11 protein-coding genes are annotated in these 14,012 nt (G+C 55.5%); 4 read left to right on the top strand and 7 right to left on the bottom strand.

What is annotated here, in order from left to right:
- Positions 1–77: 77 nt before the first annotated feature.
- Positions 78–1,607 (top strand): Re/Si-specific NAD(P)(+) transhydrogenase subunit alpha, encoded by a 1,530-nt coding sequence (gene pntA, locus F8561_RS14850; RefSeq protein ID WP_020884308.1) that lies wholly within the window; start codon positions 78–80, stop codon positions 1,605–1,607.
- A 10-nt stretch (positions 1,608–1,617) separates the two neighbouring features.
- Positions 1,618–3,006: a Re/Si-specific NAD(P)(+) transhydrogenase subunit beta gene (pntB, locus tag F8561_RS14845; protein WP_025204333.1), complete on the top strand. Its 1,389-nt coding sequence runs from the start codon at positions 1,618–1,620 to the stop codon at positions 3,004–3,006.
- A 49-nt stretch (positions 3,007–3,055) separates the two neighbouring features.
- On the opposite strand, the gene uspE is transcribed toward pntB, so the two are convergent.
- From uspE to F8561_RS14810, 6 genes are all read right to left on the bottom strand, one after another.
- On the bottom strand, positions 3,056–4,006 hold the full coding sequence (gene uspE / locus F8561_RS14840) for a universal stress protein UspE (protein ID WP_014169827.1): 951 nt from the start codon (positions 4,004–4,006) through the stop codon (positions 3,056–3,058).
- Positions 4,007–4,445: 439 nt separating this feature from the next.
- On the bottom strand, positions 4,446–5,198 hold the full coding sequence (fnr, locus tag F8561_RS14830) for a fumarate/nitrate reduction transcriptional regulator Fnr (RefSeq protein WP_014070017.1): 753 nt from the start codon (positions 5,196–5,198) through the stop codon (positions 4,446–4,448).
- 183 nt (positions 5,199–5,381) lie between these two features.
- Entirely contained in the window at positions 5,382–5,897 is a 516-nt protein-coding gene (gene ogt, locus F8561_RS14825) for a methylated-DNA--[protein]-cysteine S-methyltransferase (protein ID WP_020884306.1), read from the bottom strand.
- A 10-nt stretch (positions 5,898–5,907) separates the two neighbouring features.
- Positions 5,908–7,434 (bottom strand): p-aminobenzoyl-glutamate transporter, encoded by a 1,527-nt coding sequence (abgT, locus tag F8561_RS14820; RefSeq protein ID WP_151887646.1) that lies wholly within the window; start codon positions 7,432–7,434, stop codon positions 5,908–5,910.
- 44 nt (positions 7,435–7,478) lie between these two features.
- Positions 7,479–8,924, bottom strand: a complete 1,446-nt coding sequence (locus F8561_RS14815; RefSeq protein ID WP_151887644.1) for a M20 family metallopeptidase — start codon at positions 8,922–8,924, stop codon at positions 7,479–7,481.
- Positions 8,924–10,234 (bottom strand): M20 family metallo-hydrolase, encoded by a 1,311-nt coding sequence (locus F8561_RS14810; RefSeq protein WP_151887643.1) that lies wholly within the window; start codon positions 10,232–10,234, stop codon positions 8,924–8,926. Before F8561_RS14810 ends, F8561_RS14815 begins: the two co-directional genes overlap by 1 nt.
- Before the next feature lie 175 nt (positions 10,235–10,409).
- Between F8561_RS14810 and F8561_RS14805 the strand changes: the two genes are divergently transcribed.
- Positions 10,410–11,321 carry a LysR family transcriptional regulator gene (locus F8561_RS14805; RefSeq protein WP_014169834.1) on the top strand — a complete coding sequence of 304 codons (912 nt, stop codon included), beginning with the start codon at positions 10,410–10,412 and terminating at the stop codon, positions 11,319–11,321.
- Positions 11,322–11,676: 355 nt separating this feature from the next.
- Positions 11,677–12,240, top strand: a complete 564-nt coding sequence (gene smrA, locus F8561_RS14800) for a DNA endonuclease SmrA (protein WP_020884302.1) — start codon at positions 11,677–11,679, stop codon at positions 12,238–12,240.
- 37 nt (positions 12,241–12,277) lie between these two features.
- On the opposite strand, the gene tcp is transcribed toward smrA, so the two are convergent.
- A complete protein-coding gene (tcp, locus tag F8561_RS14795; protein WP_014169836.1) occupies positions 12,278–13,939 on the bottom strand; it encodes a methyl-accepting chemotaxis citrate transducer in 1,662 nt (553 codons plus the stop codon).
- Positions 13,940–14,012 lie beyond the last annotated feature (73 nt).

The raw sequence follows: 14,012 nt of genomic DNA, 5'->3' as shown, positions 1-14,012 counted from the left end.
TCCTGCTGGCGAAAGTTGATACAAACCGCGGGCATTTATCGACAAACCATCATCAAAAACCGATGGAAGGGAAAACTATGCGTATTGGGGTACCAAAAGAACGGTTAGCCAATGAAACCCGCGTAGCGGCAACACCGAAAACGGTGGAGCAACTGCTTAAACTGGGTTTTACCGTCGCAGTTGAACGCGGCGCGGGCAAACTGGCGAGTTTCGATGACGAGGCCTTTATTCAGGCTGGCGCGGAAGTGGTGGACGGTGCTGAAGTCTGGCAGTCGCCCGTTATTCTCAAGGTTAATGCGCCGGAAGAGAGCGAGATTGAACTGCTGAATCCTGGCACGACGCTGGTGAGCTTCATCTGGCCTGCACAGAATCCTGAGTTGATGGAGAAGCTGGCAGCACGTGGCGTGACCGTGATGGCCATGGACTCCGTGCCGCGTATTTCGCGCGCGCAGTCGCTGGATGCCTTAAGTTCCATGGCGAATATCGCCGGTTACCGCGCGATTGTTGAGGCGGCGCATGAGTTTGGTCGCTTCTTTACCGGTCAGATCACCGCGGCAGGGAAAGTGCCTCCGGCGAAAGTGATGGTGATTGGCGCGGGCGTGGCGGGTCTTGCGGCTATCGGCGCGGCAAACAGCCTGGGCGCTATCGTACGCGCTTTTGACACCCGTCCTGAAGTAAAAGAACAAGTCCAAAGTATGGGGGCCGAATTCCTTGAGCTGGACTTCAAGGAAGAAGCGGGCAGCGGTGACGGTTACGCGAAGGTCATGTCCGAAGCCTTTATCAAAGCGGAAATGGAACTCTTCGCCGCGCAGGCCAAAGATGTCGACATCATTGTCACTACCGCGCTTATCCCCGGTAAACCCGCGCCGAAGCTGATTACCCGTGAGATGGTTGACTCCATGAAGTCGGGCAGTGTGATCGTCGACCTGGCGTCGCAGAACGGTGGCAACTGTGAGTACACCGTGCCAAATCAGGTGACCACAACTGCTAACGGCGTGAAGGTGATCGGGTATACCGATTTGCCGGGCCGTCTGCCAACGCAGTCTTCTCAGCTGTACGGTACCAACCTTGTTAACCTGCTGAAACTGCTCTGCAAAGAGAAAGACGGCAACATCACCGTTGATTTTGACGATGTTGTTGTGCGTGGCGTAACGGTGGTGCGTGAAGGCGAAATCACCTGGCCTGCGCCACCGATTCAGGTGTCCGCGCAGCCTCAGGCGGCACCGAAAGCGGCGCCTGAGCCTAAAGAGCCAGCTAAACCGGCTTCTCCGTGGCGCAAGTACGCGATCATGGCGCTGGTCATTATTCTGTTTGGCTGGCTGGCAGACGTCGCGCCGAAAGAATTCCTCGGCCACTTTACCGTCTTCGCGCTCTCGTGTGTGGTGGGGTACTACGTCGTATGGAATGTCTCCCATGCGCTGCATACGCCACTGATGTCGGTCACTAACGCCATCTCCGGGATTATCGTGGTCGGGGCGCTGCTGCAGATTGGCCACGGCGGCTGGGTAAGTTTCCTGAGCTTTATCGCGGTGCTGATCGCCAGTATCAATATTTTCGGTGGGTTCACCGTGACTCAGCGCATGCTGAAAATGTTTCGTAAAGGCTAAGGGGTAGCATATGTCTGGAGGATTAGTCACAGCCGCATACATTGTTGCTGCAATCCTGTTTATTTTCAGTCTGGCGGGACTTTCCAAACACGAAACGTCTCAGCAGGGAAATAACTTTGGTATCGCCGGGATGGCGATTGCGCTGATTGCCACCATCTTCGGGCCGGACACCGGCAACGTTGCATGGATCCTGGTGGCGATGATCATCGGTGGCGCGATTGGTATTCGCCTGGCGAAACGCGTTGAAATGACCGAGATGCCGGAGCTGGTGGCCATTCTGCATAGCTTCGTGGGGCTGGCGGCGGTGCTGGTGGGCTTCAACAGCTATCTGTACCACACACCCGGTCTGGAACCGATTCTGGTCAACATCCATCTGACGGAAGTGTTCCTCGGCATCTTCATTGGTGCGGTGACCTTCACCGGCTCAATTGTCGCGTTCGGCAAACTGCGCGGTAAGATCTCTTCTAAACCGCTGATGCTGCCAAACCGTCACAAGCTGAACCTGGCGGCGCTGGTCGTGTCCTTTGTGCTGCTGGTGGTCTTCGTGCGCACTGAAAGCGTGGGCCTGCAGGTGCTGGCGTTACTGGTGATGACCCTGATTGCCCTGGCCTTTGGCTGGCACCTGGTGGCCTCCATTGGTGGTGCCGATATGCCAGTGGTTGTCTCCATGCTGAACTCCTACTCCGGTTGGGCCGCGGCAGCAGCTGGCTTCATGCTGAGCAACGATCTGTTGATCGTCACCGGTGCGCTGGTCGGTTCTTCTGGTGCGATCCTGTCTTACATCATGTGTAAGGCGATGAACCGTTCGTTTATCAGCGTTATCGCGGGTGGCTTTGGTTCTGACGGCTCCTCAACCGGTTCTGACGAAGAAGTGGGTGAGCACCGTGAGATCACCGCGGAAGATACCGCAGAGATGCTGAAAAACTCACACTCGGTCATCATTACCCCAGGCTACGGCATGGCGGTGGCGCAGGCTCAGTATCCGGTTGCGGAGATCACCGAGAAGCTGCGTGCGCGTGGTATCAAGGTTCGCTTTGGCATTCACCCGGTAGCGGGGCGTCTGCCAGGCCACATGAACGTGCTGCTGGCGGAAGCGAAAGTGCCTTACGACATCGTGCTGGAGATGGATGAGATCAACGATGATTTCACCGATACCGACACCGTCCTGGTTATTGGTGCCAACGACACCGTTAACCCGGCGGCGCAGGACGATCCGCGTAGCCCAATCGCCGGTATGCCGGTTCTGGAAGTGTGGAAGGCGCAGAACGTGATTGTCTTCAAACGTTCCATGAATACCGGTTATGCAGGGGTTCAGAACCCGCTGTTCTTCAAAGAGAACACGCACATGCTGTTTGGCGATGCAAAAGCTAGTGTCGATGCGATTCTGAAATCGCTGTAAATCAGCGACAAAAAAACCGCCGGAAACGGCGGTTTTTTTATGTCTGAACTTAGTCGTCTTCCGGGTCGTCCAGTTCAACCGGTGTCTGATACTCATCCGGCTTGATGACCAGCAGGTCACAGCGCAGATGGTCGATCACCTGTTCGGCGGTATTGCCCAGGAACGCGGCAGAAATACCGGTCCGGCCAATGGTACCCAGTACCACAATCCCCGCCTGCAGATGTTCTGCTAAATCCGGGATCACCTCTTCAGGCAACCCTTTTTCCACATGTGTCATTTTCTCATCGATGCTGAATTTCTGGCGTAACGCCTTCATGGCCAGCAGGTGCTGCCCCCGGATCGCATCGTTATACACGCTCGGGTCAAATTCAGGCAGCTCGATAGCAATATTAATCGGTGTTACCGGGTAAGCGCCCACCAGATGGACTTCAGTGTGGTTAACCTGCTCGGCAAGCTGGATCGTCTCCTTGACCAGCTTTTCATTGAGCGAATTGTGGTAATCCTCCTCGCTCGCCAGGTTGACAGCCACGACGGCCTTGCCGCCTTCTGGCCACGGCTGGTCTTTTACCATCCACACCGGGCAAGGGCATTTACGCAGCAGGTGCCAGTCGGTAGGGGTAAAGATCACGGATTCCAGCTTGTCGTGCTGGTGCGCCATTTTCAGCAACAGGTCGTGCCCACCGGCGACCACTTCCTGGATAATGGCTTCGAAAGGTCGGTTATGCCAGACCACTTTAATATCGATAGGAACACCCGCTTCCAGGTAATATTTGGCCTGTTCACGGATCCACGCGGTACGCTGGCTGATCACTCCCTGACGCATTGCGGTGCGTTCGTCAGGCGACAGAAGGGTGGTCATCTCATATGAGAAGTCATAGATCGGCAAAAACGCTTTGATTTTGCCACCAATCCGTTGATGTAGATACACAGCACGTCGTAATGCCGGCTGATCGTCCTGGTTAGGATCGATAGCCACCAGCATGTTTTGATACTTTGCCATACAGGTCTCCTTACTACTGTCACCACAGTCTGTAATTAAAAGAGTAACCTATATATCTTGAATGAAACAGGGGGGAAGTTTTTGTCAGATCAATAAATCATGAAAATCTGTCACAGAAAAAGAACCGTTGTCGTTACCGCGATAAAGGCAATCAACAGCAGTACCATCACCGCAATCGCAAACGTCGTTGAATCCTGTACGTAGGTTTTTTCTTCACCCTTCATTGGCCCGACAAGCATGATCCAGATGAATATGAAGGTCACTGAGGCGATAACGACTGAAACGAAAAATAAACTTTCTCTCAATTCATAACCTCAACAAGAACCTTTCAGGGACTGAGTGGGGTGGTGCCAGGGAAACGTGGTGAAACGGAAGTGGTGACGTACCAGACCAATAAATCATAAAAATTTATCGGCCTGGCATCAATCATGCGGAGGCGTTATGCCACGTTGCGGGAGTGACCGGCAAGAACGGCCAGAGCTTCACCGTTTTCGATGGTAATGTATTTACCCTTAACGGCCAGCATTCCGCTTTTCTGGAAACGACCCAGCAGGCGGCTAATGGTTTCCACGGTCAGGCCCAGGTAGTTACCGATATCGCCACGCGTCATGGTCAGACGGAATTCACGCGGGGAGAAACCGCGCTCCGCGAAGCGGCGTGAGAGGTTATAGATAAACGCGGCCAGGCGTTCTTCTGCATTCTTTTTGGAAAGTAGCAGAATCATGTCCTGATCGCCTTTGATCTCACCGCTCATCAGACGCATCATCTGCTGACGCAGATTGGGCATTTTGCCTGAGAGATCGTCCAGCGTTTCAAACGGGATTTCGCAAACCATTGAGGTTTCCAGCGCCTGAGCAAAGCTCGGGTGATGGCCAGTACCGATGGCATCAAAGCCAACCAGGTCACCCGCCAGATGGAAGCCGGTGATCTGCTCATCACCCTGTTCCGTGATGGTGTAGCTTTTGATGGTGCCAGAACGGATAGCATAGAGCGATTTCAGTTCGTCTCCCGCTTTAAACAGCGTCTGCCCTTTCTGAATAGGCTTTTTGCGCTCGATGATATTATCAAGCTGATCGAGTTCATGCTCATTCAGGGTAAACGGGATACAGAGCTGGCTGATGCTGCAATCCTGGCAATGGATAGCACAACCGCCAGACTGAATGCGTCGTATAATTCGCTTTTCCGGGATCATAGGTTTGCTCAAGCCTTAATTGATATTGGTCAATTTTAACATCTTTTTGGTAAGTACGTAAGCCTGCCAAACCATCAATAAGGACAAGAGACGGCAACCTGTTGCCATCTTCTTGAAATTCCACAGCTTGATTATGGATTTTTAGCCTAACCGGAAGAAAATTAAGCACTAAAAGCCTGGAAACTAGAGCAGGAGATACCCCTCGTGACGCAGTAACCACTCCTTGCGCTGCACGCCACCGGCATAGCCGGTCAGGGTGCCGTTGCGGCCAATCACGCGGTGGCAGGGGACCACAATACTGACGGGGTTAGCGCCATTTGCCGCGCCGACCGCGCGGGCCGCGCCGGCACGGCCGAGTTGCCCGGCGAGCTGGCCGTAATGCATGACCTGTCCGCACGGAATACTGCGCAGCGCCTGCCAGACTTCGCGCTGGAAAGGTGTGCCTGCCGTGGCGGTCGGCAGGGTGTCAATGATGCTGAGATCGCCCTCGAAGTACGCCGTCAGTTTGTCGCTCAGGCCGCCGGGGTTGGTGGCGCTGATACGTTCATAACCCTGCGCGCGATAGTGCACGTTGAGCAACGTGTCCATCCTGTCGCTGTGTTCTTCCCACTCAACGGCGCGCAGACAAAACTGCTCGTCTGCAATCACCCACAGTGGACCAAGCGGCGTGGCAATTTTATCTTCGAGTAATCTCAGCATCGTTAATCCTTTAGTGCAGCCTTGGGTAAATCCCCGGCCCAATCGGCAGACCGACAAGATACCATGCCACCAGCATCACCAGCCATACCCCTAAAAAGATAAGCGGATAGGGTAAAACCAGCGAATAGTAGGTACCCAGTTTTGCCTCTGGTTTATAGCGCTGCAGGAAGCCTAAAAACAGCGGAACAAACGGTGAGACCGGTGCCAGCGGGATGACGGAAGAGTCTGCGATACGGAACAGGATCTGGGCAAACGCCGGGTGGAACCCCAGCATCATAAACATCGGCACAAAGATGGGAGCCAGAATCGACCAGATTGCCGAGCCGCTGGCGATAAACATGCACAGCAGTGACGACAACAGCGCAAGGCCGACAAATGCCGGGACGCCGCTTAACCCCGCCGCTTCCAGCGCATCGGTCAGCCCCACGGCCATAAATTTGCCCATGTTGCTCCAGTTAAACATCGCCACGAACTGCGCCAGCGGGAACACCATCACAATAAAGCCCGCCATCTCTTTCATGGGTTCGATCATCAGCTGCGGCAGATCGCCCTGACGGCGAATTTTGCCGGTGGCGATCCCATAGGCGAGCGAAACGACAAAGAAAAACAGAATAATCAGCGGCACAATGCCCTGAATAAACGGCGAGGGGAGAACGGTATGTTTAACCGGATCGCGCAGGATGCCGTTTTCCGGTACCACCATCAGCGCGACCGCGGCAATAAACGCCAGCGAGACCACGCCTGCCACGCGCAGGCCAACGCGTTGCTCTTTACTCAGCGTCTCCAGCTTCTCATCGCTTCGGCCTTCCCATTTCCCTAAACGCGGCTCAATGAGCTTATCGGTAATCAGTCCACCCACCAGGGTCAGCAGGACCACCGAGCTGGCCATAAAGTACCAGTTGTCGATGACGCTGACGTGCACCGCGGTGTCGATGGTTTTGGCCGCCTCCGTGCTGATGCCTGAGAGCAGGACATCGGTGGTCACGATCAGCAGGTTGGCGGTAAAGCCGCAGCCTACGCCCGCAATCGCCGACAGCAGACCCGCCACGGGATGGCGTCCGACGGCGAGGAAAATCAGAGCGCCCATGGGCGGCATGATCACCAGCGCGGCATCAGAGGAGATGTGGCTAAAGAAGGCGATAAACAGCACCATGTAGCTGGCGTAACGTGCGCTGACGTGGGAGGCCATTTTCACCATCAGCGCCGGTAACAGACCGACACGCTCGGCAAGTCCGGCGCCCAGTACCAGCGCCAGAATGGCCCCCAGCGGGGCGAAGCCGCTGAAGTTTTTAACCACATTCGGTAAAAACCAGTGCAACCCTTCGACACTCAACAGGTTCTTGACCGCCACCAGACTGCCATCGGCCGGACTGCGCACGCTGACATCAAAGGCGGACAGCACCGCTGTCGCCACCATCAAAACCACGATCAACCAGATAAAAAGCAGGAAAGGGTGCGGCACTTTATTGCCGATCCTTTCAACCCAGCCATAGAGCTTACCGGATGGGGAATGCGAAGGTATGGAAGACATACTCATGGGCGTTCCTCGGGACTGTTGTTGTGTTGTTGTGTTGTGTTTTATTATTTTAAGGGTGACGGTGTCACGCCTGTCGGAATCGGACACACGTACGGTTTTTCGGTGATTTGTTGTTCGAACTCTTCCCGGCATTGGTGCAGCAGCGTTGCATCCTGGAGCAGATTTAGCGCGGTTGCGCCCATCACTTTTCCGGCCAGCAGCATGCCTTTATGAGCAATGGAGGTTCGCCCCTGAGCCACGAGTTGCCAGGTATGCAAAGGCGTTCCGATGGTAAAGCAGGGGCTGAAACACTGTGCCACCGGCATTTTCCAGCTGACATCGCCCACATCGGTTGACCCGGCCAGTACGTTATCGGTAATGGCGTAAGGTGCGACCTCATCTGTCAGTAACATCTCCTGCTGACGGCGCGCAAAAGCGTTACCGGCTTCTCCCCCCGTCGCGGCAATGTTCTTCAGGCTGTTTTGCAGGTCATTTGGCGTTAGCGTGGCACGAATATCCTGCGCAAACTGGCGCTCCTCTTCCGTCCACTCCGGCGTGCCGTAATGCTGCAGGGCGCGATACATCGCCGCTTCGAGCGTGCGGTTGGGCAGGTAGCTGGAGCAGGCTTTATCAAAGCGACACGCAACGGTGGTTTCGGTCATCATTGCCGCGCCCTGAGCGATTTTCTCGATACGTTCGTAGATCTGCTGCGCATCGGCCATTTCCGGCGCGCGGATCAGATACAGCACTTCAGCCTGCGCCTGCACCACGTTGGGTGAGATTCCACCGGTATCGGTGATAGCGTAATGAACGCGCGCTTTCTCAATGATGTGTTCGTTGAGGAAATTGGTGCCGGTGGTCATCAGCGTTACGGCATCCAGCGCGCTACGCCCCAGATGTGGCGAGTTAGCAGCATGTGCCGCTACGCCGTGAAACCGCCAGGCGGCCTGAATATTGGCCAGCGTGCTGACGTTAAACATGCCGGCAAATGCTTCAGGGTGCCAGGTGACGGCGGCATCAACGTCATCAAACAAACCTTCGCGCACCATAAAGGTTTTCCCTGAACCACCTTCTTCACCAGGACAGCCGTAGAAACGCACGGTGCCGCTCCCCCCGTGCTGCTCCAGCCAGCTTTTCACCGCAATGGCACCCGCCAGCGCTGCCGTTCCCAGCAAATTGTGGCCACAGCCGTGGCCGTTGGCACCCGGCGTGGCGGACTGTGCCGTCGCGCAATGTGCCTGCTGGCTCAATCCGGCCAGAGCATCATATTCCCCCAGCAGGGCGATAACGGGTTTACCGCTGCCGAAGCAGGCGATAAAGGCATTCGGAATCCCGCCGGCTTCACGGGTCAGGGTGAAACCTTCCGCTTCCAGCGCGCCGGCAATCCGTTCCGCGGACCAGAACTCTTCAAAACGCGTTTCAGGGTGATCCCAGATGTCGTCGGCAATGTCGGTTAACAGCTGACATCGTGTGTCGATGGCATCGGCAATAAAAGCGTAGTTCTCCTGCATTACACACCTCGCGTCCACGGGAAATTAAGCGCAGTGCGCGCCAGCGTTTCGATAGCGAGGTTCATGACCTGCTCATCAAAATCAAATTTTTCATTGTGATGACCTGCGCTTAACTCGGTACCGAACACCATATACGACGCCATTCCGCCATTCTGCTGCACGCGGGCCATCATCAGCGTCGCGTCTTCGGAACCTGCGGGGGCGTTGACTCTGTCAATGGCCTGCACCACGCCGGTCACCTGGCTTGCCTGCTGGCGCAGATAATCTACCCAGGCCGGTGTAGGGGCACTGGCGGTGGCGGCGCCCATCAGACGCATCTCGACGCTCACGCCGTAGAGTGCCGCCGCACCGGTAATCACGGCCTGCGCGCGTTCAAAGACGTACTGGTTAATGGCTTCGCTTACGCCGCGGGTTTCAACCTTGAGCAGGGCGTTAGCTGGCACGACGTTGCGTCCGCTGCCGGCCTGCATCACGCCGACATTCACCCGCGATGCACCTTCGCTGTGTGGGGCAATGCTGTGAAGCGCGATAGCGGCCTGAGCTGCGGCGAGCAGGGCATTCCGGCCGTCCTCCGGTTTACCGCCGGCGTGTGCGGCAACCCCGGTAAAATGCACATCGAACTTGGTGGTGGCCATAAAATTATCGCTGCCGCAGATCACCACCCCGGCGGGCACACCGGTGCCAATGTGAATCGCGGTGAAGTAGTCCACATCGTCGAGCGCCCCGGCAGCCACCATGGCGCGAGCGCCTCGGGTGCCTTCCTCGGCAGGCTGGAAGATCAGTTTGATGGTGCCATTGAGTTGCGATTCATTCTGCTTAAGCACGTGTGCCAGCCCCAGACCAATGGTGGTGTGACCATCGTGGGCGCAGGCGTGCATCATCCCCGGGTTGCAGGAGGCAAACCCGTCGCGGAACGGGCGATGGCTGTCATCGAGTGCTTCGCTTAAATCCAGCGCGTCCATATCCACGCGAAACGCCAGCGTCGGGCCTGCGCGGCCGGTATTCAGGGTCGCCACAATGCCGGTAAATCCCCCTTCAAACGGGGTCAACCATTTCTCTGGTGCGCCTTGCGCCCGGGCGCGGGCAAACTCTCGCGCCAGCGTGGCGTCATCGGGTAATCCCATACGGCTTTCGGCGTCCACCACGTCGCGGCCCACCGCCAGCGAATAACCCAGCTGGTCTAAGATTTCCGCGACTTTCGCCGCCGTGCGAAATTCGAGCCATCCGGACTCCGCGAAATGGTGAAAATCGCGACGCCATGCGCACAGTTGTGGGGCTAATGTCTGGATGTACTGCGCCAGTGATTTCATATCTGTTCCTGTCATCATTAAAATATGTGAACTGCTTCACGCTGTGATAGTTTTTACTTATCACTAACCGTTTTTTCACAGTTTTAACCGTTCAGGAATTACCCTCGCACATCCATTTCCATTAAAGTAGATGACAGTTTCTTTACTCTGATAAACAACGGTTATCGGTCGGGCTATGTCATTTCAGATTAAATTTCATCAAATCCGGGCGTTTGTTGAAGTCGCGCGTCAGGGCAGTATCCGCGGTGCCAGCAGGACGCTTAATCTTTCGCAACCGGCGCTGACTAAATCGATCAAAGAGCTGGAAGAGGGGATGGCGGCGCAGCTTTTTGTGCGCAGGAGTAAAGGCGTCGCATTGACCGAGTGTGGGGAAGGGTTTTACTCGCGCGCCAGGCTGATTCTGGAAGAGTTACGCGCGGCGCAGGATGATATCCGCCAGCGCCAGGGGGAACTGGCCGGGCAGATTAATATTGGAATGGGAGCCAGTATTTCGCGAAGCCTTATGCCCGCGGTGATCACCCGCTTTCATGCACAACATCCGCAGGTAAAAGTCCGGATTATGGAAGGGCAACTGGTGTCGATGATCAATGAATTACGCCAGGGCGAGCTGGATTTCACCATCAATACCTATTATCAGGGGCCGTACGATCATGAGTTTACGTTTGAAAAATTGTTCGAAAAGCCTTTCGCCGTATTTTGTCGGGAAGGGCATCCGGCGACGGGCGCGACATCCATTACCGAATTGCTGAATTATAACTGGACAATGCCGACGCCACGCGGGAGTTATTATAAGCAATTGGAAGATGTTTTTACTCATCGCTCGCAAATACCACGCATTGACGTTGTCTGCGAAACGTTTTCTTCCTGCATTAGTCTTGTTGCACAAAGTGATTTTTTAAGTATCCTGCCAAAGGAACTGGGCTGTGACCCGCTGCTGGCGCACCGTCTGGTTATGCTGCCCGTTGTCGAATCGCTACCTAAAGCGGCCTATTATTTAATTCAGCGCCGTGATTCTCGTCAGACACCCCTGACCGAATCGTTAATTACGCAATTCAGAAGAGAGGCGCGGAAAATAGTATCGGAGTGAAGCGGGGAGTAAAATAAAAAAACAGAGCCTGTCCGACATCAGACAGACCCTACAACACACAGCAGTGCTTCCCTTCGCAGATCCTGAATGTTATATCCGTGAAGCAGGTTTATTTAATTATAACAGCCCACCCTCAAAAAGATATGTTTTAGCATCATTGATTCCACATTTTTTTAACCTAAACTTTCTGTTTTATGTGTGCTGAAATTTAAGTTAAGTCGCGTTTAACTTTTGCGAAGAAATAATTTTTATATTCATCAGGTTAATATTTATGCCCTCATCCTGGGGTAGCGGTTATTGAGGCCCATGCCTGGCGCAGGTATAGTACAGGCTCAGATGTAGCGGGAGGATGTCCATGAACCCTGACGACAAATCACTTTTTCTTGACGCCATGGAGGGTATCCAGCCCCTGAAGCGCTGCACGGATATTCACTGGCAGCCGAGCCGCAACACGCGAACGCGTCAGGAGATTGATACCGAGCAACTGGATAACTTCCTGACCCTGGGCTTCCTGGAACTTCTGCCCCTGGAGGAGCCGCTGGCGTTCAGACGGGAAGGGGTGCAACAGGGCGTTATTGATAAGCTCCGCTCGGGTAAATATTCCCGCCAGGCCAGCTTAAATCTGTTACGCCAGCCCGCCGAGCGTTGCCGGCAGATGCTGTTTTCCTTTATCCGCCAGGCTGGGCGCGATGGATTACGTAACCTGGTGATCATTCATGGAAAAGGGCGGGAGCAGAACGCCCACCCCAACGTGGTACGCAGCTATCTGGCGCGCTGGTTAACCGAGTTCGAGGAAGTGCAGGCCTTTTGCGTGGCGCTGCCGCATCACGGCGGCAGCGGAGCATGCTATGTTTCGTTACGAAAGTCTGACGAAGCGAAACAGGAGAACTGGGAACGGCACGCTAAGCGCAGCCGTTAAGCGCTTCTGGCGGGCGAGACGTTCGCCCGCCTGTCACTCAGAAGGTTTCCCAGTTGCTGTCGGTGGCGGTGTTGGCCGTTGCCGGGCGTAACAGTTGTGGGGTTTTCACCGTGGCCGGGCGGGGTGCGGTGGCTTTTTCCTTTCCGTTCAGGCGAAACGCTGCCACAGCCTGGCGCAGTTGTTCCGACTGATCTTCCAGGGCCGCCGCCGCCGTGGCGGATTGCTGTACCAGCGCGGCGTTTTGCTGTGTGACGCTGTCCATCTGCGAAACGGCCAGGCTCACCTGTTCGATGCCGCGGCTCTGTTCATCGGACGCCGACGAAATCTCGCCCATGATATCGGTCACACGGGTCACGGCAGCGACAATCTCCTTCATGGTTGCGCCCGCTTCGCTGACCTGCTCTGAACCGGTATTCACCCGGCTGACGGAGTTCTCAATCAGCCCTTTGATCTCTTTCGCCGCCTGCGCACTGCGGCTGGCCAGCGTGCGGACTTCACCTGCGACGACCGCAAAGCCACGACCTTGCTCCCCGGCACGTGCGGCTTCCACCGCCGCGTTAAGCGCCAGAATGTTTGTCTGGAAGGCAATGCTGTCAATCACGCCGGTAATGTGCGCAATTTGCTGCGAGCTGTCGGCGATTTCGGTCATGGTACGGACAACGTTATCCACCACGTGACCGCCACGGGCCGCCGTTTCTGAAGCGTTCTTCGCCAGTAGCGTAGCCTGACGGGCGTTGTCGGAGTTCTGTTTAACCGTTGCGGTCAGCTCTTCCATGCTGGCAGCCGTCTCCTCCAGCGAAGCCGCCTGTTGCTCGGTGCGGGCAGACAGATCGTTGCTTCCGGCGGCAATTTCACCTGCGCCTGTGTAAATGGAGTCGGTGCTACCACGCACGGCGCTGACGGTGGTCACCAGCGACTGCTGCATCTCATGCAGACCCGCCGCCAGTTGGCCCATCTCATTGCGGCCAGACAGGGCGATATCCTGCGTCAGATCGCCGCCCGCAATGGCGCGAATATGGTTCATAATCATGTGGAGCGGTTTTAACAGCAGGTGTTGTAAACCCTGCCAGATCACCACCAGCACCGCGATAACGGCCAGGAAGATCGCTGCCAGCGTCCATTGCATCTGGGTAAAGCTGCTCTGGTTCTCTTCGGTTGCGGCTTTCAGCAGGGTGTTGTTTTCGGCGCGCCAGCGGTTATAAACCCCTTCCATATCGTCCTGGGCCTGTTGGGCATCCAGATCGCCATAGGCCTGGTAGTTGTCGGCACGCAGATACGCAATGGAGAGACGCATTACTTCATGCATCTGGCTCCATGATTTCTGCATTTCGTCGGTTAATGCCGCGTTCTGGCCGTTAACCTGCGGCATTTTCTGCCACTCTTTGTTATAGGCTTCCGCTTTAGCCAGAGAATCAGCCGCGGTGCCAAGCAGTTTGTTGATCGCCGCAAGGGACGCCGGGTCACGCTGGTTTTTCAGGTAGCGGATCGCCACGCGGGTGACGGTGACGCGCGTTTTGATCAGCGTGTTCACGCTGTCGCTCAGGCTCTCCTGCTGGGCATTGAGCACCCCGGAGTTCTGGAAGTTATGGCGGTCGTTGCTGACGGCAGAGTAGAACAACCCTCCCGTGACAACTTGCAACAGACAGAATATGGTGAGAGCAAAGATAATACCGGTAATCACGTGCAGATTTTTCAGCATAGCGGTCGTCCGTTAGAGAAGATGCAGGGTTACACAAATACTATCGTCGTAGAGAAATTAAACTTTAATTTAA

Origin of the sequence: Enterobacter sp. 198, from assembly GCF_009025585.1 — a bacterium.
Lineage (GTDB): Bacteria > Pseudomonadota > Gammaproteobacteria > Enterobacterales > Enterobacteriaceae > Enterobacter > Enterobacter ludwigii.
Note: the sequence above shows the minus strand (reverse complement) of the source record. Positions and strands in the feature narration are given on the sequence as shown.

Excerpts from the sequence above, each read along its gene's own strand:
- pntA (WP_020884308.1), top strand. The coding sequence starts at position 78 with ATGCGTATTGGGGTACCAAAAGAACGGTTAGCCAATGAAACCCGCGTA.
- pntB (WP_025204333.1), top strand. The coding sequence starts at position 1,618 with ATGTCTGGAGGATTAGTCACAGCCGCATACATTGTTGCTGCAATCCTG.
- uspE (WP_014169827.1), bottom strand. The coding sequence starts at position 4,006 with ATGGCAAAGTATCAAAACATGCTGGTGGCTATCGATCCTAACCAGGAC.
- fnr (WP_014070017.1), bottom strand. The coding sequence starts at position 5,198 with ATGATCCCGGAAAAGCGAATTATACGACGCATTCAGTCTGGCGGTTGT.
- ogt (WP_020884306.1), bottom strand. The coding sequence starts at position 5,897 with ATGCTGAGATTACTCGAAGATAAAATTGCCACGCCGCTTGGTCCACTG.
- abgT (WP_151887646.1), bottom strand. The coding sequence starts at position 7,434 with ATGAGTATGTCTTCCATACCTTCGCATTCCCCATCCGGTAAGCTCTAT.
- F8561_RS14815 (WP_151887644.1), bottom strand. The coding sequence starts at position 8,924 with ATGCAGGAGAACTACGCTTTTATTGCCGATGCCATCGACACACGATGT.
- F8561_RS14810 (WP_151887643.1), bottom strand. The coding sequence starts at position 10,234 with ATGAAATCACTGGCGCAGTACATCCAGACATTAGCCCCACAACTGTGC.
- F8561_RS14805 (WP_014169834.1), top strand. The coding sequence starts at position 10,410 with ATGTCATTTCAGATTAAATTTCATCAAATCCGGGCGTTTGTTGAAGTC.
- smrA (WP_020884302.1), top strand. The coding sequence starts at position 11,677 with ATGAACCCTGACGACAAATCACTTTTTCTTGACGCCATGGAGGGTATC.
- tcp (WP_014169836.1), bottom strand. The coding sequence starts at position 13,939 with ATGCTGAAAAATCTGCACGTGATTACCGGTATTATCTTTGCTCTCACC.